The 25,898-nt window shown below is 71.3% G+C and carries 26 protein-coding genes; 11 read left to right on the top strand and 15 right to left on the bottom strand.

The window, feature by feature from the left end; all coding sequences use genetic code 11:
* Positions 1-55 precede the first annotated feature (55 nt).
* From AB4Y76_RS14995 to AB4Y76_RS14985, 3 genes are all read right to left on the bottom strand, one after another.
* Positions 56-553 carry a hypothetical protein gene (locus tag AB4Y76_RS14995; protein WP_441926645.1) on the bottom strand — a complete coding sequence of 166 codons (498 nt, stop codon included), beginning with the start codon at positions 551-553 and terminating at the stop codon, positions 56-58.
* A gap of 185 nt (positions 554-738) precedes the next feature.
* Positions 739-1,599, bottom strand: coding sequence for an HpcH/HpaI aldolase/citrate lyase family protein (locus tag AB4Y76_RS14990; RefSeq protein WP_441926643.1), 861 nt, complete (start codon positions 1,597-1,599; stop codon positions 739-741).
* Positions 1,600-1,610: 11 nt separating this feature from the next.
* Positions 1,611-2,687 (bottom strand): HpcH/HpaI aldolase/citrate lyase family protein, encoded by a 1,077-nt coding sequence (locus AB4Y76_RS14985; protein WP_441926641.1) that lies wholly within the window; start codon positions 2,685-2,687, stop codon positions 1,611-1,613.
* Positions 2,688-2,756: 69 nt separating this feature from the next.
* Between AB4Y76_RS14985 and AB4Y76_RS14980 the strand changes: the two genes are divergently transcribed.
* Both AB4Y76_RS14980 and AB4Y76_RS14975 read left to right on the top strand, forming a co-directional pair.
* Complete coding sequence (locus tag AB4Y76_RS14980; protein ID WP_441926639.1) at positions 2,757-3,362, top strand: LysR substrate-binding domain-containing protein; 606 nt, start codon at positions 2,757-2,759, stop codon at positions 3,360-3,362.
* 286 nt (positions 3,363-3,648) lie between these two features.
* A complete protein-coding gene (locus AB4Y76_RS14975) occupies positions 3,649-3,882 on the top strand; it encodes a WhiB family transcriptional regulator (RefSeq protein ID WP_441926637.1) in 234 nt (77 codons plus the stop codon).
* Positions 3,883-3,900: 18 nt separating this feature from the next.
* On the opposite strand, the gene AB4Y76_RS14970 is transcribed toward AB4Y76_RS14975, so the two are convergent.
* The 5 genes from AB4Y76_RS14970 to AB4Y76_RS14950 all read right to left on the bottom strand — a co-directional run bounded on the left by AB4Y76_RS14970 (position 3,901) and on the right by AB4Y76_RS14950 (position 10,157).
* Positions 3,901-5,415, bottom strand: coding sequence for an amidase (locus AB4Y76_RS14970; protein ID WP_441926635.1), 1,515 nt, complete (start codon positions 5,413-5,415; stop codon positions 3,901-3,903).
* 68 nt (positions 5,416-5,483) lie between these two features.
* Positions 5,484-6,515: an acyl-CoA dehydrogenase family protein gene (locus AB4Y76_RS14965; protein ID WP_441926633.1), complete on the bottom strand. Its 1,032-nt coding sequence runs from the start codon at positions 6,513-6,515 to the stop codon at positions 5,484-5,486.
* Entirely contained in the window at positions 6,515-7,390 is an 876-nt protein-coding gene (locus tag AB4Y76_RS14960) for an acyl-CoA dehydrogenase family protein (protein WP_441926631.1), read from the bottom strand. The genes AB4Y76_RS14965 and AB4Y76_RS14960 overlap by 1 nt, the downstream gene beginning before the upstream one ends.
* Entirely contained in the window at positions 7,387-8,568 is a 1,182-nt protein-coding gene (locus tag AB4Y76_RS14955; RefSeq protein WP_441926629.1) for an acyl-CoA dehydrogenase family protein, read from the bottom strand. Before AB4Y76_RS14955 ends, AB4Y76_RS14960 begins: the two co-directional genes overlap by 4 nt.
* Positions 8,568-10,157, bottom strand: a complete 1,590-nt coding sequence (locus tag AB4Y76_RS14950) for a FadD3 family acyl-CoA ligase (RefSeq protein WP_441926627.1) — start codon at positions 10,155-10,157, stop codon at positions 8,568-8,570. Before AB4Y76_RS14950 ends, AB4Y76_RS14955 begins: the two co-directional genes overlap by 1 nt.
* 89 nt (positions 10,158-10,246) lie before the next feature.
* On the opposite strand from AB4Y76_RS14950, the gene AB4Y76_RS14945 reads away from it, so the two are divergent.
* From AB4Y76_RS14945 to AB4Y76_RS14920, 6 genes are all read left to right on the top strand, one after another.
* Positions 10,247-11,425: an acyl-CoA dehydrogenase family protein gene (locus tag AB4Y76_RS14945; protein ID WP_441926625.1), complete on the top strand. Its 1,179-nt coding sequence runs from the start codon at positions 10,247-10,249 to the stop codon at positions 11,423-11,425.
* A gap of 42 nt (positions 11,426-11,467) precedes the next feature.
* Complete coding sequence (locus tag AB4Y76_RS14940) at positions 11,468-12,271, top strand: SDR family oxidoreductase (protein WP_441926623.1); 804 nt, start codon at positions 11,468-11,470, stop codon at positions 12,269-12,271.
* On the top strand, positions 12,249-12,872 hold the full coding sequence (locus AB4Y76_RS14935; RefSeq protein WP_441926621.1) for a TetR/AcrR family transcriptional regulator: 624 nt from the start codon (positions 12,249-12,251) through the stop codon (positions 12,870-12,872). The genes AB4Y76_RS14940 and AB4Y76_RS14935 overlap by 23 nt, the downstream gene beginning before the upstream one ends.
* Entirely contained in the window at positions 12,869-14,032 is a 1,164-nt protein-coding gene (locus AB4Y76_RS14930) for an acetyl-CoA C-acetyltransferase (RefSeq protein ID WP_441926619.1), read from the top strand. Before AB4Y76_RS14935 ends, AB4Y76_RS14930 begins: the two co-directional genes overlap by 4 nt.
* Before the next feature lie 42 nt (positions 14,033-14,074).
* Entirely contained in the window at positions 14,075-15,067 is a 993-nt protein-coding gene (locus AB4Y76_RS14925; RefSeq protein ID WP_441926617.1) for a GNAT family N-acetyltransferase, read from the top strand.
* Between the two features lie 81 nt (positions 15,068-15,148).
* Positions 15,149-15,457: a hypothetical protein gene (locus AB4Y76_RS14920; RefSeq protein ID WP_441926615.1), complete on the top strand. Its 309-nt coding sequence runs from the start codon at positions 15,149-15,151 to the stop codon at positions 15,455-15,457.
* A 52-nt stretch (positions 15,458-15,509) separates the two neighbouring features.
* On the opposite strand, the gene AB4Y76_RS14915 is transcribed toward AB4Y76_RS14920, so the two are convergent.
* The 4 genes from AB4Y76_RS14915 to AB4Y76_RS14900 are packed head-to-tail and all read right to left on the bottom strand — an operon-like array spanning position 15,510 to position 19,001.
* Positions 15,510-16,577, bottom strand: a complete 1,068-nt coding sequence (locus AB4Y76_RS14915) for an NAD(P)H-dependent flavin oxidoreductase (protein ID WP_441926613.1) — start codon at positions 16,575-16,577, stop codon at positions 15,510-15,512.
* On the bottom strand, positions 16,574-17,350 hold the full coding sequence (locus AB4Y76_RS14910) for a CoA-transferase subunit beta (protein ID WP_441926611.1): 777 nt from the start codon (positions 17,348-17,350) through the stop codon (positions 16,574-16,576). The genes AB4Y76_RS14915 and AB4Y76_RS14910 overlap by 4 nt, the downstream gene beginning before the upstream one ends.
* Positions 17,347-18,243, bottom strand: a complete 897-nt coding sequence (locus tag AB4Y76_RS14905) for a CoA transferase subunit A (protein ID WP_441926609.1) — start codon at positions 18,241-18,243, stop codon at positions 17,347-17,349. Before AB4Y76_RS14905 ends, AB4Y76_RS14910 begins: the two co-directional genes overlap by 4 nt.
* Positions 18,240-19,001 (bottom strand): enoyl-CoA hydratase family protein, encoded by a 762-nt coding sequence (locus AB4Y76_RS14900; RefSeq protein WP_441926607.1) that lies wholly within the window; start codon positions 18,999-19,001, stop codon positions 18,240-18,242. The genes AB4Y76_RS14905 and AB4Y76_RS14900 overlap by 4 nt, the downstream gene beginning before the upstream one ends.
* A 60-nt stretch (positions 19,002-19,061) precedes the next feature.
* On the opposite strand from AB4Y76_RS14900, the gene AB4Y76_RS14895 reads away from it, so the two are divergent.
* Together AB4Y76_RS14895 and AB4Y76_RS14890 are read left to right on the top strand one after the other, a co-directional pair.
* The gene (locus tag AB4Y76_RS14895) at positions 19,062-19,814 is read left to right on the top strand and encodes an SDR family oxidoreductase (protein WP_441926605.1); all 753 of its coding nucleotides are present in this window, start codon (positions 19,062-19,064) and stop codon (positions 19,812-19,814) included.
* Between the two features lie 71 nt (positions 19,815-19,885).
* On the top strand, positions 19,886-20,764 hold the full coding sequence (locus AB4Y76_RS14890; RefSeq protein WP_441926603.1) for an SDR family oxidoreductase: 879 nt from the start codon (positions 19,886-19,888) through the stop codon (positions 20,762-20,764).
* 49 nt (positions 20,765-20,813) lie between these two features.
* On the opposite strand, the gene AB4Y76_RS14885 is transcribed toward AB4Y76_RS14890, so the two are convergent.
* Genes AB4Y76_RS14885 through AB4Y76_RS14875 form a run of 3 tightly spaced genes read right to left on the bottom strand, consistent with a single transcriptional unit; the run spans position 20,814 to position 24,494 of the window.
* Positions 20,814-22,106: a cytochrome P450 gene (locus tag AB4Y76_RS14885; protein WP_441926601.1), complete on the bottom strand. Its 1,293-nt coding sequence runs from the start codon at positions 22,104-22,106 to the stop codon at positions 20,814-20,816.
* A gap of 2 nt (positions 22,107-22,108) precedes the next feature.
* Positions 22,109-23,320: an acyl-CoA dehydrogenase family protein gene (locus AB4Y76_RS14880; RefSeq protein WP_441926599.1), complete on the bottom strand. Its 1,212-nt coding sequence runs from the start codon at positions 23,318-23,320 to the stop codon at positions 22,109-22,111.
* 7 nt (positions 23,321-23,327) lie between these two features.
* Positions 23,328-24,494, bottom strand: coding sequence for a steroid 3-ketoacyl-CoA thiolase (locus AB4Y76_RS14875; protein ID WP_441926597.1), 1,167 nt, complete (start codon positions 24,492-24,494; stop codon positions 23,328-23,330).
* Between the two features lie 168 nt (positions 24,495-24,662).
* Here AB4Y76_RS14875 and AB4Y76_RS14870 point away from each other — a divergent pair, with 168 nt between their 5' ends.
* Positions 24,663-25,898, top strand: a complete 1,236-nt coding sequence (locus AB4Y76_RS14870) for a cytochrome P450 (RefSeq protein ID WP_441926595.1) — start codon at positions 24,663-24,665, stop codon at positions 25,896-25,898.

The following is a 25,898-nucleotide window of genomic DNA, read 5'->3' as shown; positions in this document are numbered from 1 at the left end:
GGCGAGGGAAGGGGTACCCCGCGGACAAGGGCGCGCTCATCGGCAGGTCCGCACGCTACGGACATTTGCCCGTTGCGGTTACAGCCTGCAAGCCCACTGGCGTGACACTGCCGTAGTCATGGCCGCCTACTGTGTAGAACAGACGAACGAGGCCGGGCTCGACGGAGCCGTTGCCCGTACGGGTCAGATGGACGACCAGGTTGTATGCGGTGGTGCCGTGTCTGCTCAGTTGGGCACCTTCAGCCGGGATAGCCCCAGACAGCACTCTTGAGTAATCAGGTGGCGGCCACTGAGCCCGCGATCCCACCAGCTCGGATCGCACGGGGACCAAGAATGCCTCGGCGACCCTGAAGCCGGTACCAGTGGCCAGGTCGACGCTGGTTATGGTCAACGGCTTGCGACCGCCGTATTGAATGACATTCGATCCGTTCGTGAACTCGGTCGCTCCGTTCGCCGCGACACAAGCGACCCCGTCGCCGGTTCCACCCGTCTTCAACGGCTCGTAGTCGTCAATGTCGCCCTCGGCGCATCCCGCCACGGCGATCACGCTCATCGCTGCCAGGATGCCGCGAAGTCGAGAGGCCCGACGGCGTCGACGGAGGGAGTCCATCCTCAGAGTTTGTTCCTTCGGCCGTCCCACTGTCGTGAGTACCCGTGCTCAATCGGAGAACCCTTTCTCGATTCGCTGTTGCCTGCTCATCGGCAGTTGAGTGCCCCCGAGGCCCCGGAAGCGCAGGCTCAGCCCAGAGCGGCGATCGCCTCGGCGATCGCGAGCGTGCGCTTGGCCGACTCCACGTGCAGGTTCTCGACCATCCGGCCGTTGTAGGTGACCACGCCGCCGGTGGAGGACTCGAACGCCTCGATCAGGCCGCGGGCGTCCTCGACGGCCTGGGCGGACGGGGCGAACGCCTCGTTGGCGCCCTCGACCTGACCCGGGTGGATCAGGGTCTTGCCGTCGAAGCCGAACTGGCGGCCCTGCTCGCACTCGGCGAGGAAGCCGTCGAGGTTCTTCACGTCGTTGTAGACGCCGTCGAGGATCGCGACGCCGGCGGCCCGGGCGGCGAGCAGCGAGAGCGACAGCGCGGTCAGCAGCGGCGCCCGGCCGGGCACGTGCTCGGCGTAGGTCTCCTTGACCAGGTCGTTGGTGCCCATCACCAGCACGGCCAGGCGCGGCGAGGCGGCGGCGATCTCGCGCACGTTGAAGATCGCCTCGGGCGTCTCGACCATCGCCCAGAGCCGGGTGTGCTCCGGCGCGCCGGCGGCCTCCAGGGCGGCGACCAGGGCGAGCACCTCGGCGGCGCTGTTCACCTTCGGGACGACGACGCCGGCGGGGCCGGCCTGGGCGGCGACCTTGATGTCCTCGTCGTGCCACTCGGTGCCGATCCCGTTGACCCGGATGGTCAGCTCGCGGTTGCCGTACTCGCCGGAGCGGACCGCCGCCGCGGCGGCTTCACGCGCGGCCGGCTTGGCGTCCGGCGCGACGGCGTCCTCGAGGTCGAGGATCAGCGCGTCGCAGGCGATCGTCTTGGCCTTCTCCAGGGCGCGCTCGTTGGACGAGGGCATGTAGAGGACGGAACGGCGGGGGCGGAAGGTGCTCATGTCGGTCTCTCTCAGTCCAGCACGATGGCGTCGTAGGCGGCCTTCAGGTCCGGGTCGATGGCGGCCAGCTCCTCGGCCAGCGCCACCATCACCTTGCACTGCTTGACCGAGGCGTCGTCCTCCATCTTGCCGTCGAGCATGACCGCGCCGGTGCCGTCGCCCATGGCGGCGATGACGCGGCGGGCGTGCTTGACGTCCTCGACGCTGGGGGAGAAGACCTTGTTGGCGATCTTGATCTGCACCGGGTGCAGCGACCAAGCACCCACGCAGCCGAGCAGGAAGGCGTTGCGGAACTGGTCCTCGCAGGCCACCGTGTCCTTGATGTCGCCGAACGGGCCGTAGTACGGGTAGATCCCGTGCATCGCGCAGGCGTCGACCATCCGGGCGATGGTGTAGTGCCACAGGTCCTGCTGGTACGTCGTCCGCGGGGCGTTGATGTCGGTGTCCCCGGCTGCGTCCTGAGGGGGATCCTGCCGGACCAGGTAGCCGGGGTGGCCGCCGCCGACGCGGGTGGTCTTCATCCGGCGGTCCGCGGCAAGGTCCGCCGGGCCGAGGGAGAGACCCTGCATCCGCGGGCTGGCCGCGCAGATCTCCTCGATGTTCGCGACGCCGCGGGCGGTCTCCAGGATCGCGTGCACCTGGATCGGGCGGGTGATCCCGGCCTTCGCCTCGAGCTGGGCGAGCAGCCGGTCGACGTAGTGGATGTCCTCGGCGCCCTGGACCTTCGGGACCATGATCACGTCGAGCTTGTCGCCGATCGCCGGGACCAGGGTGGTGAGGTCGTCGAGCACCCAGGGGGAGTCGAGCGAGTTGATCCGGGTCCAGAACTGGGTGGGCCCGAAGTCGACGGTCTGGCCGATCTTCACCAGCCCGGCCCGGGAGATCTCCTTGTTCTCCGCCTTGACCGCGTCCTCCAGGTTGCCGAGGAGCACGTCCACGGTGCCGACCATGTCGGGCACCTTGGCGGCCATCTTCTCGTTGCCGGGGTCGAAGAAGTGGATCGCGCGGCTCGGCCGGGCCGGGATCTCGCGGAGCGGGGCGGGGGCACCCACGGCAAGGGGCGCGAAAAAGTCCTTGGCGGTACGCATGGGGCGGAAACTAGCAGGGCTCGCTACTCACCGGTATGACGGACCCGACAGGCGGCTAGGGTTCGGGACGTGGAAGATGTCACACCGCTCCGGGTCGGCTACGTCCCCGGTGTCATGCCCGGCAAGTGGGAACGCGCCTGGAAAGAGCTGCAGCGGCACCGCCGGACCCGGCACCTGGACCTGGTGCAGACCGAGGTCGAGGACCAGACGGCTCGGCTCCTCGACGGCACCCTGGACATGTGCCTGGCCCGGGGCGAGCGCGACCGCGAGTTCGACCGGGACGCCTACCACGTGATCACGCTGTACCGGGAGCAGCCCGTGGTCGTCGTCGGCGTCGAGCATCCCGTGGCGGCGTACGACGAGATCGACGTGGCCGAGCTCGCCGACGAGCACGACGTGATGGCGGCGAACCCGGGCCTGGCGGTCCGGTACGGGATCGAGACGGTCGCCGCGGGGACCGGGATCGTGATCGTGCCGATGTCCCTGGCCCGGCTGCACAACCGCAAGGACGTGCACTGGCTCCCCGTCCACGGTGTCGACGACTACCCGGTGTCCCTGGTCTGGCTCCGGAAGCCCCCTGCCGGGCTGGGGGCCGAGGATGCCGAGGCCCGCGAGGAGGCGATCCAGATGTTCATCGGGGTCGTCCGCGGCCGGACGGCGAACACCAGCCGCTGACGGCCAAGCTTCCTCCGGACCGCAGGACTTGCGGAACCTCAGGGTGAGGGTCGCGCCCCGCGCGATTGCCGCCGCGAGGACGACGCCGCACCACCCTCGGCTGAGTTGCCGAACCTCGGCGCAGCACGCTGCGCTCTCGGCCCGGCGCCTTGCCGAGCGCGGCACGGGCGCCGCCCTCGCTTTCCGGCACTCGCCCGGGCCGCAACCCATCTAAGGCATCTTCCCGATGTGGTGACCTACCTCAGACCGCGACGCTGAGGGTCCCCGCTCCGGAGAGGACCCCCTGATGGCAGACCTGCCCTGCACGACCCGGCCCGACCTCTTCTTCGCGGATGCCCAGGCCGAGCTCGCCGTGGCGCGCGCCCTCTGCGGGAGCTGCCGGGTCCGGGACCTGTGCCTGGCGGGGGCGCTGGAGCGCCGCGAGCCGCACGGCGTCTGGGGCGGGCAGATCTTCATGGCCGGTGTCGTCGTCGACCGGAAGCCGCCGCGCGGCCGGCCGCGCAAGGACCGGGTGGCCTGACCCGTCCGGGAGGGGCACTCAGGCCGGGCTCGGGTGGTGGTGCCCGAGGCAGCGCGCCGACGTCGTCGGCCAGACGTCGGCCCACGGCCGGGCCTGCTCGAGCTGGGCCGCGAGCCGGAGGAGCGTGCCCTCGCCGCCGAACCGGCCCAGGAAGTGCACCCCGATCGGCAGGTCCTCGGCGCTGTAGCCGAACGGCACGCTCATGGCGGCCCGGCCAGTGATGTTCGCGACGACGAGCGGGAAGGCGACGAACCGTGCCGAGCGCGCCTCGGCCCTGGTGGCGTCGCCGTCCTCGGCCCGCATCTCGCCGAGCCGCGGCGGCGGCTCCGCCAGCGTCGGGGAGAGCCAGAGGTCGAACCCGTCGGGGCCGTCGGTGACCGCGGCCAGGTCGCGGGTGAATTGCTGCAGCACCGTGACCGCCATCAGCAGCTCGCCGCCGCTGACCTGCCGGCCGCGCTCCCAGTACAACCGGGTCAGCGGCTCCAGCTCGTCCGGTCCGGGCTCGCGGCCGAGCTCCTCGACCCAGTACCGGATCGCCCAGTCGGTCGCGGCGCCGTACATCCGGCCGATCGCGGAGCCGACCCGCCCGTCGAGCTCGACGAGGTCGCGCTCGAAGACCAGGTGTCCCAGCTCTTCCAGCAGCGCGACGGCGTCGTCCAGGACCGCCAGCACGTCCGGGTGCGCCAAGTCACCGTCCGGGGTCCGGCGGGTCACCGCGATCCGGAGCCGGCCCGGCGGCTTCTCGGTCTCGTGCAGCCAGGTGCCCGCGTGCGGCGGCGCCCAGTAGGGGTCGCCGGCCGCGGGCCCGGCGGTGACGTCGAGCAGCGCGGCCGAGTCCCGGACGGTCCGGGTGAGGACGTGCTCGGCGACCCAGCCGGCGAAGGCGTCGCCGTACCGGGGGCCGAGCGGGTTCCGGGCCCGCGTCGGTTTGAGCCCGAAGAGCCCGCAGGCCGACGCCGGGATCCGCAGCGAGCCGCCGGCGTCGTTGCCGTGCGCGACCGGCACCATGCCCGCCGCCACCGCGGCGGCCGACCCGCCGCTGGACCCGCCGGTGCTGTGCCGGACGTCCCACGGGTTCGCGGTCGCCCCGGACAGCCGCGGCTCGACGGTCGGCGCCATCCCGAACTCCGGGGTGCTGGTCTTGCCGAGGACGACGAACCCGGCCCGCCGCAGCCGGGCGACGTACTCCTGGTCGCCGTGCGAGACGTGGTCGGCGAGGAACCGGGAGCCCTCGCTGCAGCGGATCCCGTCGGCCTCGACGCACAGGTCCTTGAGCAGGATCGGCACGCCCGCGAACGGCCGGTCCGGATCGGTCCGGCAGGCGGTCTCCAGGGCGCGCTCGAAGTCGGTGGTCACCACCGCGTTCAGCGTGGGGTCGAGGGCCTCGATCCGGGCGATCGCGTCCTGGACCAGGTCGAGCGGACGCAGGATCCTGCGGTGGACCAGGTCCGCCTGGGCCACCGCGTCGAACGTCGCCGTGCGCAGTCCCGGGACCTGCTCCGGCCCCCCGGTGCCGGGGTGGTCGGTCTCCACCCGGACATCATGGCCTGATCAGCACCCCGTGCGGGAGGGCCCAGGGGTGACGAGCTGATGACGTGCGCTCAGCCCAGCAGGGTCGCGCGCTGCCGGTGCGCCGGCCCGTTGAGCTGGGAGAGCGCGTGCGCCCGCTTGAAGACCAGGTGCGCGTCGTGCTCCCAGGTGATCGCGATGCCGCCGTGCAGCTGCACCATCTCCGAGGCCAGGTGGTCCAGCGCCTCGGAGCAGTACGAACCGGCGACCGCGGCGAGCCGGACCAGCCGGTCGGCCTCCTCGGCGCTGCGCTCGTCACCGGACCCCTCCAGGTACGCCGCCGCGACCGCGGTCGCGCCCCAGCTCGCCGAGCGGGACGCCTCGAGCAGCACCAGCATGTCGGCCATCCGGTGCTTGAGCGCCTGGAAGGAGCCGATCTGGCGCCCGAACTGGACCCGCTCCAGCGAGTAGCCGACGGTCATGTCCAGCGCGCGCTGCATCGTGCCGACCTGGAGCGCGGTCGCCAGCGCGGTGCTGATCGCCGGCAGCACGCGCGGGTCGGTGACGGTGCCGATCCGGGTGCCCGCGGCCCTACCTGCTCCGCCCGCGATCCGCCCGAACCTCAGCGTCTGGTCCATCGCGCCGACGGTCTCGACGACCGGGGAGTCGAGCAGCCGGAGCTCGTCGCCGTCGACGGCCAGGACGATGTCCGCGGCGACGGCGTCCAGGACCAGGTCACCGGCCACGGAGTCGAGCGCGACGGTGCCGATCTCGCCGGCGGCCAGCCGCGGCAGCAGGTCGGCCTTGGCGTCCTCGTCGGCGAAGAGCAGCACTGCGCAGGTCGCGAGCGTGGTCGCCAGCAGCGGCGCCGGGGTCAGCGCCTCGCCGAGCTCCTCGAGGACGACCGCGGTCTCGACGAGGGAGACGCCGATGCCGTCGTACTGCTCGGGCACGGGGAGGGCGGCGACGCCGATCTGCTCGCAGAGCGCCGACCACAGGGCGGCGTCGTACCCGGCCTCGGAGACCGACGCGGCGCGCACGGCTTCACTGCCGGAGCGCTTGCCGAGCAGGTCGGCGATGGTCGCGGCGAGCTCGTCCTGCTCCTCGGTGCGGGCGAAGTGCATCAGGCGCTCCGGCGCTCGTCGGTGATCGCGGCCAGCACCCGGCCGCGGTGGTACGCCGGCGTGCCCCACGCGGTGGTGAGCGCGCGGATCCGGTTCAGCCACAGGCTGAGGTCGAACTCGGCCGTGTAGCCGATCGCGCCGTGCACCTGGAGACCGGTCCGGGCCGCGAGGTAGGCGGCGTCGGAGGCGAACACCTTCGCCGCCGAGACCGGGACCTCGCCGAGCGCCGCGCCGTGGATCAGCGGGCGCGCGAAGTCGAGCTGGATCCGCACGTCGGCCAGCTGGTGCTTGATCGCCTGGTAGGAGCCGATCTCGCGGCCGAACTGCTTGCGCTGCTTGACGTAGGTGACCGAGTCCGCGAGTACCCGCTCGCCGGCGCCGAGGAGCTCGGCGGCGCAGGCCAGCACGGCCCGGTCGACGGCGGCCGGGTCGACGTCGTCGGCCCCGGTGACCTCCGCGAGCGTGCGGGTGGTGTCGATCGAGGCACGCACCTCGCCGGCGGTGCCGCTGAGCAGCCGGGCGACCTGCGTGTCCGCGGCGTACGGCGACAGCCCGGGCACCGCGGCGGTGACCATCTCGCCCTCGACCTGCGGGACGAGCGCGGCCGACTCGATCCACGGCCCGACGGCCAGCTCGTGGCCGAGCACCTCGAAGGCGACCGCGAGGTCGACCAGCGTGCCGCCGAGGCCGCCGTCCTCCTCGGGGGCCACCAGGGCGGTCAGGCCGAGGTCGGCCAGCCGCTTCCAGAGCGCCTGGCCGGGCGCGGTGTCGCCCTCGGCCCAGGAGCGGGCGACCGCGACGGAGTCCGCGGAGCGCATCAGGTCGGTGATCGCCTCGGCGAACCCGGTCTGCTCGTCGGTCAGCTCGAACTTCACTTGGCGCCACCCTTCGGCTCGCGGGGGAGGCCGAGGATCCGCTCGGCCACGATGTTGCGCTGGATCTCGTTGGTGCCGGCGTAGATCGGGCCGGACAGCGAGAAGACGTAGCCGTCCATCCAGGGGGTCTCCAGCAGCTCGGCCTCGGGACCGAGCAGGTCCAGCCCGGCCTCGTGGATCGCGATGTCGAGCTCGCTCCAGAAGACCTTGTTCACCGAGCCGGCCGCGCCCATCTCGCCGCCGTCGGCGAGCCGGGTCACGGTGCCCCAGGTGAAGAGCCGGTAGGCCTGCGCGCCGATCCAGGCGTCGACGACGCGGTCCGCCGCGGCCCCGAGGTTCCGGGACGGATGCTGCGCGTCCTCCTCGACCACCGAGGAGTAGAGCGCGACCAGGCGGTCCGCGGCGGCGCAGAACCGGCCCGGCGAGCGCAGTGACAGCCCGCGCTCGTTGCCGGCCGTGCTCATCGCGACCCGCCAGCCGTCGCCGGGCGCGCCGAGCACGTCGGAGTCCGGGACGAAGACATCGTCGAAGAAGATCTCCGCGAACCCTGCCTCGCCGTCGAGCTGGGCGATCGGGCGGACGGTGATGCCCTCGGCGTCGAGCGGGAACAGGTAGTAGGTCAGGCCGGCGTGCTTGGCGCTGTCCGGGTCGCTGCGGAAGAGCCCGAAGCCCCAGTGCGCGTACGTCGCCCGCGAGGACCAGGTCTTCTGGCCGTTCAGGACCCAGCCGCCGCGCTCCTCGTCGCGCACGGCGGTCGAGCGCAGCGAGGCGAGGTCAGACCCGGCCTCGGGCTCCGACCAGGCCTGCGCCCAGATCTTCTCGCCGGTCGCCATCGACGGCAGGAACCGGGCCTGCTGCTCGGGGGTGCCGTGGTCGAAGATGATCGGCGCGAGCAGGAAGATGCCGTTCTGGCTGACCCGGCCCGGCGCGCCGGCGCGGTAGTACTCCTCCTCGAAGATCACCCACTCGATCAGCGAGGCCTCGCGACCGCCGACCTCCTTCGGCCAGGACACGACCGAGAGCCGCTCGGCGGCCAGCTTGGCTTCCCACTCCTGGTGCAGCGCCCAGCCCTCGGCGGTGTCCATCGAGGGCAGCGGCTCGGCCGGGACGTTGGCGGCCAGCCAGGCACGGACCTCCGCCTGGAAGGCGAGCTCGGACTCGGTGAGGGTCAGATCCATCAGTTCTCTTCCTGCTTCTCCGGCGCACTGCGCAGGTCGTTCTTGAGCACCTTGCCCGACGCGTTGCGGGGGAGCTGGTCGGTGAACGCGACCTGCCGCGGTGCCTTGTAGTTGGCCAGCCGCTCACGGGCGAACGCGATCACCGCGGCCTCGGTCAGCTCGCTGCCCGGGCGCGGCACGACGTAGGCCTTGCCGATCTCACCCATCCGCTCGTCCGGGATGCCGACCACGGCGACGTCGGCGACGCCGTCCATCCGGGCCAGCGCCTGCTCGATCTCGGCGGGGTACACGTTGAACCCGCCGGAGATGTACATGTCCTTGAGGCGGTCGGTGATCATCAGGTTCCCGGCCTCGTCGACCTTGCCGACGTCCCCGGTGTGCAGCCAGCCGTCGGCGTCGATCGCCTCGGCGGTGGCTGCCGGGTCGTCGAGGTAGCCGAGCATCACGATGTCGCCGCGGACCAGGAGCTCGCCCTCCTCGCCGGCCGGGAGCGGGTCGTTGCCGCCGGCCGCGGCGATGCGCACTTCGACGCCGGGCACGGCGCGGCCGTTGGTGGTCGCGACCAGCTCGTCGCTGTCGCCCTCGCGGCACATCGTGACCACGACGGCCTCGGTCATGCCGAAGGCGGTGTAGACGTTCTCGATGCCGAGGCCCTCGGGGGCGGCGGCGCGCATCCGCTCGATCAGCACGACCGGCACGACGGCGGCGCCGGTGATCGAGAGCCGGATCGAGGACAGGTCGCGGGCGGCGCGGCCGGGGGCGTCGAGCAGGCTGGTGAAGATCGTCGGCGCGCCGGGCAGGACGGTGATCCGCTCGCGCTCGATCAGCTCCATGGTGGCGTCGAGGTCGAAGGTCGCGACCGGGTAGAGCGTGGCGCCGGTGAGCAGGCTGACCACGATGCCGATCTTGTAGCCGAAGGAGTGGAAGAACGGGTTGACGACGAGGTAGCGGTCCGTGCTGCTGACGCCGCCGATCTCGGCCCAGGCCGCGGAGACGGCGATCGTCTGCCGGTGCGCGCTCATCGCGCCCTTCGCCCGCCCGGTGGTCCCGGAGGTGAAGAGGATGTCGGCGACGTCGTCGGGGGAGACCGCGTCGGCGCGCGCGTCGGCCTCGGCGAGGTCGTCGATGCCGACCTCGGCGAGCGAGGAGAAGGGGACGACCTCCTCGGCGGCCGACGAGCCGGGCAGGGTCACGACCGCGCGCAGCTCGGGGAGCTCGCCGACGGCGCGGAGCTCGCCGACCTGGTCGCGGTCGAGGAAGCCGTTGGCGAGCACGAAGATCCGGGCTCCCGTGCGGGCGGCGATGTCGTGGGCCTCGTGGCCGGTGTAGCGGCTGTTGACCGGGACGAGCGTGCCGCCGGCGTACGAGACGGCGAGACCGGCGACGATCCAGGCGGTGCTGTTCGGGGCCCACACGCAGACCCGGTCGCCGGGCTCGAGCCCGAGAGCGACGTACCCGGAGGCGGCCGCGCGGACCTGCTCCAGGAGCTCGCCGAAGGAGAGGCTGCCACCCCCGTCGACCACGGCCGGGTGGTCGCCGTGGCGGGCGGCCGCTTCGCGGAGCGCAGCGGGCAGGGTGTTCGCGGTCACGATCTCTCCTTCACCGTCGCATGCGTACCCAAGCAAGTGCTTGGTAGGCTACCGTACACGGAACCGCAGCACGATGAGAGGCAGATCGCGTGGACCTGACGGATGCAGCAGAGGACCGGGCATTCCGGACCGAGGTGCGCACCTGGCTCGAGGACAACCTCGTCGGGGAATTCGCCGCGCTCAAGGGTCTGGGCGGCTCCGGCAAGGACCTCGAGGCGCACGACGAGCGCCTGGAGTGGGACCGCCACCTCGCGAAGCACGGCTGGACCTGCATCGGCTGGCCCACCGAGTACGGCGGCCGCGGGCTCTCCCTGATGCAGCAGGTGATCTTCCACGAGGAGTACGCCCGCGCCAACGCCCCGGCCCGCGTCAACCACTTCGGCGAGGAGCTGATCGGCCCGACCCTGATCGCCTTCGGCTCCGAGGAGCAGAAGGCGCGCTTCCTGCCCAAGATGGTCGCCGTCGAGGAGCTCTGGGCGCAGGGCTACTCCGAGCCGAACGCCGGCTCCGACCTGGCCAACATCGCCACCAAGGCCCGCCTGGAAGGCGGCGAGTGGGTGATCGACGGCCAGAAGGTGTGGACCTCGCTGGCGCAGTTCGCCGACTGGATCTTCGTGCTCGCCCGCACCGAGCCGGGCTCCCAGCGCCACCAGGGCATCAGCTTCCTGCTGGTGCCGGCCCGGCAGGAGGGAGTCGAGATCCGCGGGATCGAGCAGCTCACCGGCGGGGCCGAGTTCAACGAGGTCTTCTTCACCGGCGCCCGCACCGCCGCCGACCTGATCGTCGGCGAGCCCGGCCAGGGCTGGGGCGTGGCGATGGGTCTGCTCGGCTTCGAGCGCGGCGTCTCCACGCTCGGCCAGCAGGTCGGCTTCCGTCGCGAGCTGAACGCGCTGATCGACCTCGCCCGGTCCAACGGTGCGATCGACGACCCGATCGTCGCCGACCGGCTCGCCCGCGCCGACGCCGAGCTCGAGGTGATCCGGCTCAACGCGCTCCGCACGCTGTCCGAGGAGCAGGCCCCGCAGCAGGCCAGCGTCGCCAAGCTGCTCTGGGCCACCTGGCACCGCACCCTCGGCGAGCTCGCCATGCTCGTCCGCGGCGTGGATGGACTGACCGCGGGTCTCCCCGCTCATCAGGGCTACGACCTCGACGAGTGGCAGCGGCTCTTCCTGTTCACCCGCGCCGACACCATCTACGGCGGCTCCGACGAGGTGCAGCGCAACATCCTGGCCGAGCGGGTGCTTCGCCTTCCCCGAGAAGCACGTTGAGAAGCACGTTCCTGACCAGCAGCGAGAAAGAGGACTGACACCGTGACTGCGATCCGCCCCGAGCAGCCCACCCCCGACTACGTGCCCGGCCACGGCCTGCTCACGGACAAGGTCGTCGTCGTCACCGCGGCGGCCGGCGCCGGCATCGGCGCCTCGGTCGTGCGCCGTGCCCTCGAGGAGGGCGCCAAGGCCGTCGTCCTCTCCGACACCCACGAGCGCCGGGTCGCCGAGGCGCACGAGGCGCTGGCCGCCGAGTTCGGCGCCGAGCGGGTGCTCTCGACCGTCACCGACGTCACGAACGAGGACGACATCGCCGCGCTGCTCGACCTCGCCGACACCGTCGGCGGGGTCGACGTGATGATCAACAACGCCGGCCTCGGCGGCACCGCCAGCGTGCTGGAGATGACCGACGAGCAGTGGGCCAAGGTCCTCGACATCACCCTGACCGGCACCTTCCGCAGCGTCCGCGCGGCGTCGAACCGGATGATCGCCAACGGCACCCGCGGCGTCATCGTCAACAACGCCTCGGTGATCGGCTGGCGGGCCCAGGAGGGCCAGGCGCACTACGCCGCCGCGAAGGCCGGCGTGATGGCGCTGACCCGCTGCGCCGCCCTCGACGTCGCCCCGCACGGCATCCGGATCAACGCGGTCTCGCCGAGCCTGGCGATGCACCCGTTCCTGGCGAAGGTCACCTCCGACGAGCTGCTCCACGAGCTCAAGCAGCGCGAGGCCTTCGGCCGCGCCGCCGAGCCGTGGGAGGTCGCCAACGTGATGGTCTTCCTGGCCAGCGACTACTCCTCGTACATGACCGGTGAGGTGCTCAGTGTCAGCAGCCAGCACGCCTGAGAACGGGAACCACACCGGCAGCCGTCGCGAGGAGCTGCTCGCGATCGCGGCCGGGCTCTTCGCCGAGCGCGGGTTCAAGAACACCACCGTCCGTGACATCGCGGACGCGGCCGGCATCCTGTCCGGCAGCCTCTACCACCACTTCGACTCCAAGGAGTCGATGGTCGACGAGCTGCTCGACACCTTCCAGACCGCGCTCTGGGAGAAGTACGACGAGATCACCGCCTCCGACCTGACCCCGAAGGGCAAGCTCGAGGCGATCGTGCGGGCGTCGTTCGACGCGATCGACCACCACCACAGCGAGGTGGCGATCTTCCAGAGCGACGCCGCCTACCTGACCACGTTCGAGCGGTTCGGCTACCTCAACGAGCGGAACCTCAAGTTCCGCACGCTCTGGCTCGGTCTGCTCGAGGCCGGTGTCGAGAGCGGCGAGCTGAGGGCCGACCTCGACGTCGAGCTCGTCTACCGGTTCCTGCGCGACACCGTCTGGGTCGCCGTCCGCTGGTACCGCCCCGGCGGTTCCCTCACCCCGGCCGACGTGGCCGATCAGTACCTCACCATTCTTCTCGAAGGCATTGCGCAGAACGGAGCAACACAGTGACCGAGGCCTACATCATCGATGCCGTCCGCACCCCTGTCGGGAAGCGCCGCGGCTCCTTGGCGACCATGCACTCCGCCGACCTGGGCGCGCACGTGCTCGCCGCGCTCGTCGAGCGCACCGGCATCGACCCGGGCGCCGTCGACGACGTGATCATGGGCTGCTGCGACACCATCGGCTCCCAGGCCGGCGACGTCGCCCGCACCGCCTGGCTGGTGGCCGGGCTCCCGGACCACGTCCCGGGCGTCACCATCGACCGCCAGTGCGGCTCCTCGCAGCAGGCCGTGCACTTCGCCGCGCAGGGCGTCATGTCCGGTACCCAGGACCTGGTCGTCGCCGGCGGTCTGCAGAACATGTCCGCGATCCCGATCTCCGCGGCCATGCTGGTCGCCGACCAGTACGGCTTCACCACCCCGTTCGCCGAGTCCCCGGGCTGGGTCAAGCGGTACGGCGACGTCGAGGTCTCGCAGTTCAACTCCGCCGAGATGATCGCCGAGAAGTGGGGGATCACCCGCGAGGAGATGGAGGAGTTCGCGCTCGCCTCGCACACCCGCGCGAAGACCGCCATCGCCGAGGGCCGGTTCGCCCACGAGATCGCCCCGGTCACCCTCGCCGACGGCACCGTCTTCAGCACCGACGAGTGCCCGCGCGACACCTCGCTGGAGAAGATGGCCGAGCTCGAGCCGCTCGCCCCCGGAGGCCGGATCACGGCCGGCGTCGCCTCGCAGATCTGCGACGGCGCCTCCGCGATGCTGATCGCCTCGCAGGCGGCGGTCGACGAGCACGGCCTCACCCCGCGCGCCCGGATCCACCACCTCTCGGTCAAGGGCGATGACCCGATCTGGATGCTGACCGGCCCGATCCGCGCCACCCGGCACGCCCTGGAGAAGACCGGGCTGACCGTCGACGACATCGACCTGTTCGAGTGCAACGAAGCGTTCGCCTCCGTGGTCCTGGCCTGGGCCAAGGAGCTGGAGATCCCGCTGGAGAAGGTCAACGTCAACGGGGGCGGCATCGCCCTGGGCCACCCGATCGGCGCCACCGGCACCCGGATCATGGCGACCATGCTCAACGAGCTGGAGCGCACCGGCGGCCGCTACGCGCTGCAGACGATGTGCGAGGGCGGCGGCCAGGCCAACGTGACGATCATCGAGCGCCTCTGAAACCCGTCGCTCCGTGAGGCCCACCTGAGCGAGACTGCTGAGGTGGATCTCGTGGAGCTCGGGCCGGACGACACCGACGCCCTGGTCGACTGGGTCGCGCTCGACCGGGCGGCGGCCGCGGTCGACTGCCCGTGGGAGCAGCCGCGCACCCTGCACCGGCAGCAGATGTCGGTCCGGCACGGCTTCGACGGCGAGCGCGGGCGGTACTTCCTGGCGCGCTCGGAGGGCGCGGTCGTCGGGTCGGTCGCGATCTTCGGGAGCGACTACGACAACCCCGACCTGGTCTGGCTGGAGGTCGTGGTCGCGCCGCCGGTGCGTCGCCGCGGGTACGGCACCGCGGCGCTGAGGCTGGCGCTGGACGTCATCCGGGCGATGGGACGCGACCTGGTGCTGCTCTACGGCTGGGAGAGCGAGGCGGCCCGCGGTTTCGCCGCCGCGCACGGCTTCGCCGCGAAGTCGGTCGAGGTGCGCCGCGCCCAGGACCTCGACGGGTCGGCCGGGCAGCGCGCGCTGCTGGAAGGGCTGGCGGCCGAGGCGGCGTCGTACGCGGGGGAGTACGAGCTGGTCCGGGTCCGCGGCCGCACGCCCGAGGAGCTCCTGGACGGGCTGGCGGCGGTCACCTCGGCTATCAACGACGCCCCGCTGGACGACCTGGAGTACGAGGACGAGCAGTACGACGCCGACCGGATCCGGCGCTACGAGCAGGCCCAGGAGGAGTCCGGCTACCGGCTCTACCGGCTGCTCGCCCGGCACCGGGCCAGCGGCGAGATCGCCGGCCACACGGTGGTCTCGGTCGACGCCGAGCAGCCGGCCTGGGCCGAGCAGCACGACACCGCCGTCCTGCCCGCGCACCGCGGCCACCGGCTCGGCCTGCTGCTGAAGAGCACGATGCTGCTGTGGCTCTCCGACGACGAGCCGCACCTGCGCCGGATCCTCACCGAGAACGCCGCGTCGAACGCGGTGATGATCGACATCAACGAGCGGCTCGGGCAACGACCGGTCGGCCGGCAGCTGCTCTTCCAGCGTCGGCTGTGAACCGGTACGTTTCCCTGGATCCCGGGACGACCCGGCAACGAGGAATGAGGAACCATGCGTGCGTTCGGTGCGGCCCTTGCGGTGAGTGTGCTTCTGCTGGTCCCGGGCTGCGGGAGCAGCAGCGACCGGCCGAGCCAGGACGAGGTCTCGAAGGCACTCCAGAAGGGCGGCGAGGGCTCGATCCTCGGGTCCGCGGGTTCCAAGCTGAGCGACAAGCAGGCCGATTGCATCGCCAAGGTCCTGGTCGACTCGAAGATCTCCGACAAGGGGCTCCAGGCGCTCGTCGACGGCAAGAAGAACTACAAGGCCTCGAAGCAGGACGCCTCGGCCGCGACCTCGGTCTCCTCGAAGATGGTCAAGTGCGTCTCGACGGGCCTGAGCACGCAGTGACCGCCTGACTCACTCACTCCTCGAAACGGGGTGAACCTGCGGTTCTGCGCCGTCAGGCGAGGTAGGTCTGGGTCCGCTTCAGCTCGGCGGCGGCCTGGGTGACGACCCGGTCGATCAGCTGCTCGCAGGTCGGCAGGTCGTCGATGACGCCGACGACCTGGCCGCTGGCGAGCACGCCCGCCGCCGGGTCGCCGTCGACGAGGCCGGCCTTCAGCATCATCGGGGTGTTCGCCGCGAGGATCATCTGCGTCCAGGTGCGGTCCTGGCCGTGCTTCATCGCCTGCCCGTCCTTGACCAGCGCGCGCCACGACATCCCGCTCATCTTCTTGAAGGCGAGCGTGCGCTTCGTGGTCGGGCCGAGGCGCTTGACGAAGCTGGACTCCTCGACGGACTCGACGAGGTCGGTGCGGAGCATCCGGTGCGGCATGCCGTCGACCTTGGAGCTGACCACGGTGCCGTTGAGGTCCGCCTCCAGGTAGCGCTGCTTGACCGCGTCCGGGACCCGGCTGTCCTGGGTGAGCAGGAACCGGGTGCCCATCCCGACGCCGGCGGCGCCGTAGGAGAGCGCGGCGGCCAGGCCACGGCCGTCGAAGAAGCCGCCCGCCGCGATCACCGGGATGTCGACCGCGTCGAGCACGGTCGGGAGCAGCAGCGTCGTCGGCACGTTCCCGGTGTGGCCGCCGCCCTCGCCGCCCTGGATCATCACGGCGTCCGCGCCCCACGACGCCACCTTCTTGGCGTGCTTCGGGGCGCCGATGCTCGGGATCACGACGATGTCGTGCTCCTTGAGCTTGGCGATCAGCTCCGGCTTCGGGGCCAGCGCGAAGGACGCGACCTTCACGCCGTAATCGATGAGCAGGTCGCAGCGGGCCGGCGCGTCGGCGGCGTCGGCGCGCAGGTTCACGCCGAACGGCTTGTCGGTGCGGCCCTTGACCTCGACGATCGCCTTCTCGAGCTCCTCGATGGTCATCGTGGCCGAGGCCAGGATGCCGAGGCCGCCGGCCTCCGCGGTGCCGGAGACCAGGCGCGGGCCGGCGACCCAGCCCATCCCGGTCTGCACCACCGGGTGCTTGATCCCGGCGAGCTCGGTGAGCGGGGTCCTGAGCAGCTGGTCGATCACTTCGCCGCCTCGGTGGTGACAGGCGGGACCTCGCGGTCGCGCAGGGTCTTCGGGTCGAGCACGTTGCGGATGATCATCAGCTCGGACTCGGTGGGCTCGCGGGTGGTCGGGACCTCGGCCGGGACGGCCAGCTCGAAGCCGGTGTTCTCGACGACCTCGTCCAGCGTGACGCCCGGATGCAGCGACAGCAGCCGCACGGTGTCGTCCGCACCCTTCACGTCGAAGACGCCCAGGTTGGTGACGATCCGGTGGATGTCGTTGTACTTCGACGCGCCCGCGCCGGCAGCCTTGGCTCGCGCCGGGCCGACGCCGGAGACGATGTCGACCTGCTCGACGAAGACGCGGGTGGTGTGCTTCGGCACCCAGTACGACGTCCGGTTGTTGACCGTGTTTCCCGGGGCGCCGCGCGACCCGAGCAGCTGGCGCTTCGGCTGCGCGAAGTCGCCGATCGCGGAGATGTTCTGGTTGCCCTGCCGGTCCACCTGGGTCGCGCCCATCATCACGTGGCGCTTGCCGTAGGCGACCACGTCGAAGACGCGGCGGAACGGGATCCAGCCCTCGACGACGTCGGCCTTCGCGAACAGCGGCGGCACGCCGCCGAGGAAGAGCGACTCGCCGTCGGAGATGACCAGGTCGGGGTTGGAGGTGAGCTTGGCGAGCCGGACCCCCAGCATCGGCAGCATCCCCATCGGGCTGGCGAAGATCTCGCCGTCCTCGGCGAAGGCGTCGGCGATGGCGGTGGCGCAGACCTCTGCGCGGCTGAACTCGGTCACTTGCTGGCCTCCTCGGCGGCGAAGGCAGCGACGGCTGCCTGGTACGCGGCCTCGTCGCCGCTCAGGAAACGCTCCTCGAACGCGGCCCAGTCCTCGTCGGACCCGCCGGCGGCGGCCGCGTAGGCCTTCTGGAACTTCTCGTCGCGCTCGTAGTCCGGCGTGCAGGTGGTGAAGTGCGCGCCGTTCGGGGTCTCGACCACGCCGGTGACGCTCATCCGGCTGATCAGCAGCCGCTGGACCGGGGTGTCCACGGTCAGGCCGGCGGTGTCCACGATCTGCTCGCAGGTGACGAACGCCTTGTCGGCGGCCTGCACGAACAGGTCGTCGAAGTACGGGTCCGGACCCAGGTACGTCGCGTTGCCGTGCGCGTCGGCACGGTTCAGGTGCACCAGCGCGACATCGAGCTTGAGCGCCGGGACGGCGGTGAGCTCCTCGAGGTCGCCGTTCTCGTCGGCGTACGGCGAGGTCACGGTCTTGATCCACGGGTTGTTGACCAGCACGTCGGAACCCAGGCCGGCGCGCATCGGCAGGAACGGCAGCCGCTGCGCCGCGGCGTACAGGCCCGTCTGGAACATGCCCTCGTCGAGCTCGACGACCTCGGGGATCGCCTTCTCCTGGCGGGCCTTCTGGAAGTTCGGCTCCAGCGGGATCGAGTCCAGCGAGACGAACGCGTAGACGAGCTTGCGGATCTTGCCGGCCCGGGCGAGCAGGCCGACGTCGGCGCCGCCCCAGCTGACGATAGTGAGGTCCTTCAGGTCCGAGCGCAGGATGGCGCGGACCAGCGCCATCGGCTTGCGCCGCGGGCCCCAGCCGCCGATCCCGATGGTCATCCCGTCGGAGAGCTGGGCGACCACCTCGTCGATGGTCATCTGCTTGCTGCGGGGCTTGCTCACTTGTTTCCTGCCTTGTTCGTTCCGGCGAAGTCGTCGCGGAGCTCGTCACTGACACCGGCGAGGTTGAGCTCGAAGGTGAACCCCTGCTCGAACCGGTAGCTCTTGTTCACGTCCACGGGCTCGATCCCGTTGAGCGCCTCCTTGGCGGCGCGGATCACCCGGGTGTCCTTCTCGGCGATGCTCGCCGCGACCTCGAGGGCGACGTCGAGGAGCTTCTCGCGCGGTGCCAGCCGGTAGACGGAGCCGAAGCGGTGCAGCTCGGTCGCCGGAATGGTCGCGGCGGTGAAGTACAGCGCGCGCATCATCTGCTGGGGGACCAGGCGGGCCATGTGGGTGGCCGCGCCGAGGGCGCCCTGCTTGACCTCGGGGACGCCGAAGTAGGCGTCCTCGCTGGCGACCACGATGTCGGCGTTGCCGGCCAGGCCGACGCCGCCGCCGACGCAGAAGCCGTTGACCGCGGCGATCACCGGGACGCTGCACTCGTAGACGGCCTTGAAGGCGGCGAAGCAGCCCTTGTTGGCGCCGATGAGGGCGTCGAAGCCGGTGGTGTTCTGCATCTCCTTGATGTCGACGCCGGCGTTGAAGCCCTTGCCCTCGGCGCGCAGGACCACGACCTTCGTGGCCATGTCGGCGCTGGCCTCGTCGAGCGCGGCGGCCACGTCGAACCAGCCCTGGACGGTGAGGGCGTTGACGGGCGGGGCGTTCATCGTGACGACGCGGACGCCGTCGTCGCGGAGCTCGCTGGTGACTGCAGACATGAGGCCTCTCCGGGTTGGGCGATTCGACCAAAACAAGCACTTGCTTGGTAGAGTACCAGCATGGCTCTCTCGATCGACCTGAACGGCCGGGTCGCCCTCGTCACGGGCGGCTCCCGCGGCATCGGCCGCGGCATCACCGAGGCGCTGGTGCTCGCCGGCGCCACCGTCGTGACCTGCGCGCGGTCGGAGGCCGAGGACCCGGTCGCCGGGACCACCCACGTCCGCTGCGACGTCCGCCACCCGGATTCGGTGCAGGCGATGGTCGACGGGATCGTCGCCGCGCACGGCCGCCTGGACGTCCTGGTCAACAACGCCGGCGGCGCCCCCGCGGCCGACGCCGCGACCGCGTCGCCGCGCTTCCACGACAAGATCATCGGCCTCAACCTGAGCGCCCCGCTGCTGGTCGCGCAGGCCGCCAATGCGGTGATGCAGGCCCAGGAGACCGGCGGGTCGATCGTGAACATCTCCTCGATCAGCGCGCACCGCGCCGCTCCGACGATCGCCGCGTACGCCGCCGCCAAGGCCGGGGTCGACTCGCTGACCCGGAGCCTCGCCATGGAGTGGGGTCCGAAAGTCCGGGTCAACGCCATCGACGTCGGCCTCTGCCGCACCGAGCAGACCGACGACCACTACGGCGGGGACGACCGGGTCGCCAAGATCGAGGCCACCATCCCGCTCGGCCGGATGGCCCGGCCCCAGGAGGTCGGCAACGTGGCCGTCTTCCTCGCCAGCGACCTGGCGTCGTACGTGAGCGGTGCCCAGGTCGGCTGCGACGGCGGCGGCGAGCCGCCCGCCTTCCTGGTCATCCAGTAGTCGCAACTCCGCACCAATCCACCCGGTCGTCGAGCCTGTCGAGACGGCGCAAACCCCAGGAGCACACCCTCATGACCCGTCTTCTCGAAGGCCGCATCGCCATCGTCACCGGCGCCGGCCGCGGCATCGGCCGCGCCCACGCGCTGGAGCTCGCCCGCCACGGCGCCAAGGTGGTCGTGAACGACTTCGGCGTGTCCAACAACGGCGAGAAGACCGACTCGCCCGCGCACGAGGTCGTCGCCGAGATCGAGGCGATGGGCGGCCAGGCGGTCGTGAACGGCGCCGACGTCGCCGACTTCGAGCAGGCCGCGGCGCTGGTCCAGCAGGCGGTCGACACCTTCGGCGGGCTCGACATCCTGGTCAACAACGCCGGCTTCGTCCGCGACCGGATGCTCGTCAACGCCACCGAGGACGAGTTCGACGCCGTCATGCGGGTGCACGTCAAGGGCCACTTCGCCACGTTGCGGCACGCCGCGGCGTACTGGCGCGCGGAGTCCAAGGAGGGCCGTCAGCGCGCCGCCCGGGTCATCAACACCACCTCGGGCGCGGGCCTCCAGGGCTCGATCGGCCAGGTCGTGTACTCGACCGCCAAGGGCGGCATCGCCACGATGACGCTGGTCGCGGCGGCGGAGCTCTCCCGCGTCGGCGTCACCGTCAACGCGCTCGCCCCGGTCGCCAAGACCCGGATGACCGAGGGGGCCTTCGACACCTCCGAGATGGCACTGCCCGAGGACAACAGCCCGATCGTCGCCTGGCTCGCCTCCGAGGCAGCCGGCCACGTCACCGGCCGGATCTTCGAGAGCGACGGCGGCAAGCTCACCCTCGAGGACGCCTGGCGCCACGGTGCCTCCCGCGACCACGGCAAGCGCTGGGACGCCACCGAGCTCGGCGACGTCGTCGACGCCCTGATCGCCGAGGGCGCGACCCCCGAGCCGGTCTACGGCACCTGAGTCCGGGTTCCACGCCCTGCGCCTCTCACGGCGTGAGCGAGGCAGGGCGTCAGCGGCGGCGGTAGGAGGCCTCGCACGGGGCCGCCGACCGCGCCACCCCGCCGATCTGGGCGGGCACGGGCTGCGGGTGCTCCGTCCAGGTCGGGGTGAGCTCGAACCGGCCGAGCAGGCCGGTGGCAGCGGCGGTCATGGCGGCCAGGCTGAACGGCTGGGCCGGGCAGGAGTGCCGCCCGTGGCCGAAGGCGGTGACCAGCTGCGGGCTGGCCAGCGTCCCGGTGTCGGCGAGCTTCCAGCGGTTCCACCGGTCCGGGTCCCAGGAGTCCAGGCCCGGGCCGGCCGTCGTGTTGAGCAGCGGCAGCAGGGTCGCGATCGTCGTCCCCGCCGGCACCCGGTACGACGCCCGCCCGTCGTCGAGCTCCACCTCGGTCAGCGCGGCGCGGGACATGATCGAGCGCTGCGCCAGCCGGGTCGACTCCAGCGCGGACCGCTCCGCGAGGTCGCGGTCGCCGGCGAGGACCCCGTCCAGCACGGCGGGGTGGGCGAGCAGGTCGACGAGCACCCAGCCGAGCGCCGCGGCGAGGTTCGACATCGAGGCGACGTGGATCAGCGCGACGTCGCGGGCGACTCCCTGGCGGCGTACCACCGAGGGCTCGCCGTCCCAGGCGTCGGCGATCCGGGCGAAGAGCCCGGTCGCCTCGCGCTCGCCGGCGTCGTACCGGGCCAGCGCTGCCCCGAGGACGTCCTCGACCTCGGCGAGCGCGGCCAGCTCGGCCGCCTTGCCGGACGCCGCGACCGCGGCCATCGCATCCGGGTGCACGAACGCCTCGGCGCCGTCGAGCGCGTCCAGCGCCCGGACCAGCCGGTCGAAAGTCGCACCGTCGGCCGATCCCGGGCCGGCCCACGACGCCAGCCCCATCCGGTGGGCCAGGCGGCGGGTGAGCGCGAAGACGTCGACGGTCCCGCTGTCGCCGAGCTCATCGGCGGCGGCGACCAGGGCGCGGTCCAGGTTGGCCAGGTAGTGCGCCACGTCGTCGCGCCTGAAGAGGGTCCCGGGGAGGGTGCGACGGCCGTCGAAGAGCTCGTCGGGCAGCTTGCGCCGCAGCATCAGGTAGTCGGCCACGCCCTTGCTGGCGGCCTCCTCGGGCAGCGCGTAGAACGACTCGACCCCGACGGGGGAGAAGACGAACAGGTAGCGGTCACGTCCGGAGCGCACCTCGAAGGTGTCCCCGTACGCCGCCCGGGCCCGAGCGATCTCCGCGACCGCGTCCGCGACCGGCACGTCCCAGGGCAGCCCGACTCCCTCGGCCAGCGGGGGAGCAGGCGTGATCGGGGGCCGCGGCACCCTCAGCCTCGCAGCAGGCCCTTGGCGACATGGGTCACCTGAACCTCGTTCGAGCCGGCGTAGATCATCAGCGACTTCGCGTCCCGGGCGAGCTGCTCGACGCGGTACTCGGCCATGTACCCGTTGCCGCCGAAGAGCTGGACCGCCTCCATCGCGACGTCGCAGGCGGCCTTCGAGGAGTAGAGCTTCATCGCGGAGGCTTCGGCCATGGTCAGCGACGCCCCCGCCCGCTGGGTCTCGATCGCGCGGAACACCATGTTCTGCACGTTGATCCGGGCGACCTCCATCTCGGCGAGCTTGAGCTGGATCAGCTGGAAGTCGCCGATCGGCCTGCCCCAGAGCTCGCGCTCGCGGGCGTAGTCGATCGAGAGCCGGAGGCACTCCTCGATGACGCCGAGGGCGAGGGTGGCGATGCCGACCCGCTCGACGGTGAAGTTCGCCCGCGCCGAGTCGCGCCCGTCGCCGGCGTCGTTGTGACCGCCGCCGTCGAGGAGGCGGCTGCGGTCGAGCCGGACCTCGTCGAAGAACAGCTCGCCGGTGGGGGAGGAGGCGATGCCCATCTTCTTGAACGGCTTGCCCTGGACCAGGCCCTCCATGCCGGCGTCGAGCACGAAGGTGAGGACCGGCTGGTCGCGCCGGTCGATCCCCGAGCCGTCGTCGAGCTTCGCGTAGACGACCATCGTGTCGGCGTACGGGCCGTTGGTGATGAAGGTCTTCTGTCCGGTCAGGACCCACTCGTCACCGTCGGGGCGCACCGTGGTGCGCATCCCCCCGAACGCGTCCGAGCCCGAGTCCGGTTCGGTGATCGCCCAGGCGCCGACCTTCTCGAAGGTGACCAGGTCGCGGGCCCAGCGCTTGCGCTGCTCGACGGTGCCCCGGGAGTTGATCGTCCCGGCGGCGAGCCCGACCGAGACGCCGAGGGCGCTGGAGATGCCCATCGAAACCTTGGCGAGCTCGATGTTGAGGACGCTGCCCATCGCCATGTCGCGCGCCGAGGCGGAGGAGCTTTCCCCCGCCTCGGCCGCGGCGATCTGCTGGTCGAACGCCTCGCCGGACATCTGGTCGAGTCCGAAGGCGGCGTACATCTTCCGGATCAGGTCGTACGGCGGCAGGCCGCCGTGCTCGAGGTCGTCGACGAGCGGCCGGACCTCCTTGTCGACGAAGCTGCGCACGGCGTCCCGGATCGCGAGCTCTTCGTCGCTCCACCTGATCACGGTCGGGTCAGCCGATGCGCTCGATGATGGTGCCCGAGGCCTGCGCGCCACCGGCGCACATCGAGATCAGCGCGGTGCTCTTGTCCTGCCGCTCGAGCTCGTGCAGCGCGGTGGTGAGCAGGCGGGTGCCGGTGGAGCCGACCGGGTGGCCGAGCGCGATCGCGCCGCCGTTGACGTTGTACTTGTCCTCGGGCACGTCGTGCACCTTCGCCCAGGACATCACGACGCCGGCGAAGGCCTCGTTGACCTCGCAGAGGTCGATGTCGGACATGCTCATGCCGGAGTCCTTGAGGACCTTCTCGGTCGCCTGGACCGGGCCGTCGAGGTGGTAGTACGGGTCGGCGCCGACGAGGCACGAGGTGACGATCCGGGCGCGCGGCTTGAGGCCGAGCGAGACCGCCAGGTCGGAGTCCATGATGAGCAGCGCCGAGGAGCCGTCGGAGATCTGCGAGGACGTTCCGGCGGTGTGGGTGCCGCCCTCGAGGACCGGGTTCAGCGTGGCGAGGCCCTCGAGCGTGGTCTCGCGCAGGCCCTGGTCGGTGCTGACGATCCGGGTCTCGCCGGTCGGGTTGCCCTCGTCGTCGAGGACCGGGGCCTCGACGGAGAAGATCTCGCGCTCGAAGCGGCCCTCGTCGACGGCCCGGCGCGCCTTGCGCTGGGACTCGAAGCCGAAGCGGTCGACGTCGGCGCGGCTGAAGCCGCGGTCCTTCACGATCCGGTCGGCGCCCTCGAACTGGTTCGGGAGGTCGATGTCCCAGTTGTCCGGACGCGGGTCGCCGAGGCCCTTGGGCACGTTGCCGCCGAGCGGGATCCGGGACATCGACTCGACGCCGCAGGCGATGCCGGCCTTGATCGCGCCGCCGGCGATCATCGCGTTGATGAGGTGCGCCGCCTGCTGGGCCGAGGAGCACTGCGCGTCGATGACGGTGGACGCGGTGTGGTTCGGGAGGCCCGCGTGCATCCACGCGCGGCGGACCATGTTGTTGGACTGCTCGCCGGCCTGGGTGACGCAGCCGCCGATGACCTGGTCGACCAGCTCGGGGTCGAGGCCGGCGCGCTTGAGCACCTCCACCTGCGACGCGCCGAGAAGCACCGCCGGGTGCAGGCCTGCCAGCCAGCCGCGGCGCTTTCCGAGCGGCGTACGGACGGCCTCGACGATGACCGGGTTGCCCATGTTTCCTCCTGGTACGGGTGGGGTGCTTACGCTCTAAAATAGAACACGTTCTTATTTCTGGCCAGTCCGCGGACGGCCCGAAAAAGATCGGGCGAATCCTTTGCTCACGTGTTCAAACTGTGTCACCATCATATGTAGAACGTGTTTCAGAAACGTGGAGGACTACCTGTGACTGCAGCGCCCGCACTGCCCGATGCCTTCGACCCGACCGACCCCGGTCTGAACGAGGTCTCCGTTCCGCTCACCGAGTACGCCGAGCTCCGCAGGACCGCGCCGGTCTTCTGGGTCGAGCAGGCCCCCGAGGCCCGCGCCGGCTTCCTCGACACCGGCCACTGGGCGCTCACCCGCCACGAGGACATCCTCGCTGTCTCCAAGAACAGCAAGGACTTCTCGACCAACGAGAACGGCGTCATCATCCGCTTCGCCGCGGACATGACCCGCGAGCAGGTCGAGCTGCAGCGCGCGATGCTGATCCACCACGACCCGCCGCACCACACCCGCCTGCGCCAGATCATCAGCCGCGGCTTCACGCCGCGCGCGGTGGCCGCGCTCAAGGAGATCCTGGTCGTCCGGGCGAACAAGATCGTCGACGACGCCCTGGCCCGTGGCGAGGGCGACTTCGTCGAGGAGGTCGCCGCCGAGCTGCCGCTGCAGGCGATCGCCGAGCTCCTCGGTGTCCCGCAGGAGGACCGCAAGAAGCTCTTCGAGTGGTCCAACCAGATGCTGTCGTACGACGACCCGGAGATCGAGGGCGACCCGGCGGTCGCCGCCGCCGAGATCCTCGGCTACTCGATGATGCTCGCCGCGGACCGCAAGGAGAACCCGCGCGACGACATCATCACCAAGCTCGTCACCGCGGGGGAGGACGGCGAGGGCCTCAACGACGACGAGTTCGGCTTCTTCGTCATCCTGCTGGCCGTCGCCGGCAACGAGACCACCCGCAACGCGATCAGCCACGGCATGCACGCGTTCTTCCAGAACCCCGAGCAGTGGGACATCTGGAAGGCCGAGCGGCCGACCACGATGGTCGACGAGGTCATCCGCTGGGCCACCCCGGTGACCGTCTTCCAGCGCACCGCGCTGAACGACGTCGAGATCGGCGGCCAGGCGATCAAGAAGGGCGAGCGCGTCGGCCTCTACTACGCCAGCGGCAACAACGACGAGGCCGTCTTCGAGAACCCCCGTCAGTTCGACATCAAGCGGGAGCACAACCCGCAGCTCGCCTTCGGCGGTCACGGTGCGCACTACTGCATCGGCGCCAACCTGGCGCGCGTCGAGGTCGAGGTCATGTTCGACGTCCTCGCCGACCGGATCCCGAACATCGCGCAGAAGGGCGAGCCGCGTCGGCTGCGCCACTCCTGGATCAACGGCATCAAGGAGCTTCCGGTGGCCTACAAGGCCTGA

Origin of the sequence: Marmoricola sp. RAF53 (assembly GCF_052114005.1) — a bacterium.
Taxonomy (GTDB): Bacteria; Actinomycetota; Actinomycetes; order Propionibacteriales; family Nocardioidaceae; genus Marmoricola.
This window is presented reverse-complemented; position numbering and strand designations above follow the sequence as displayed.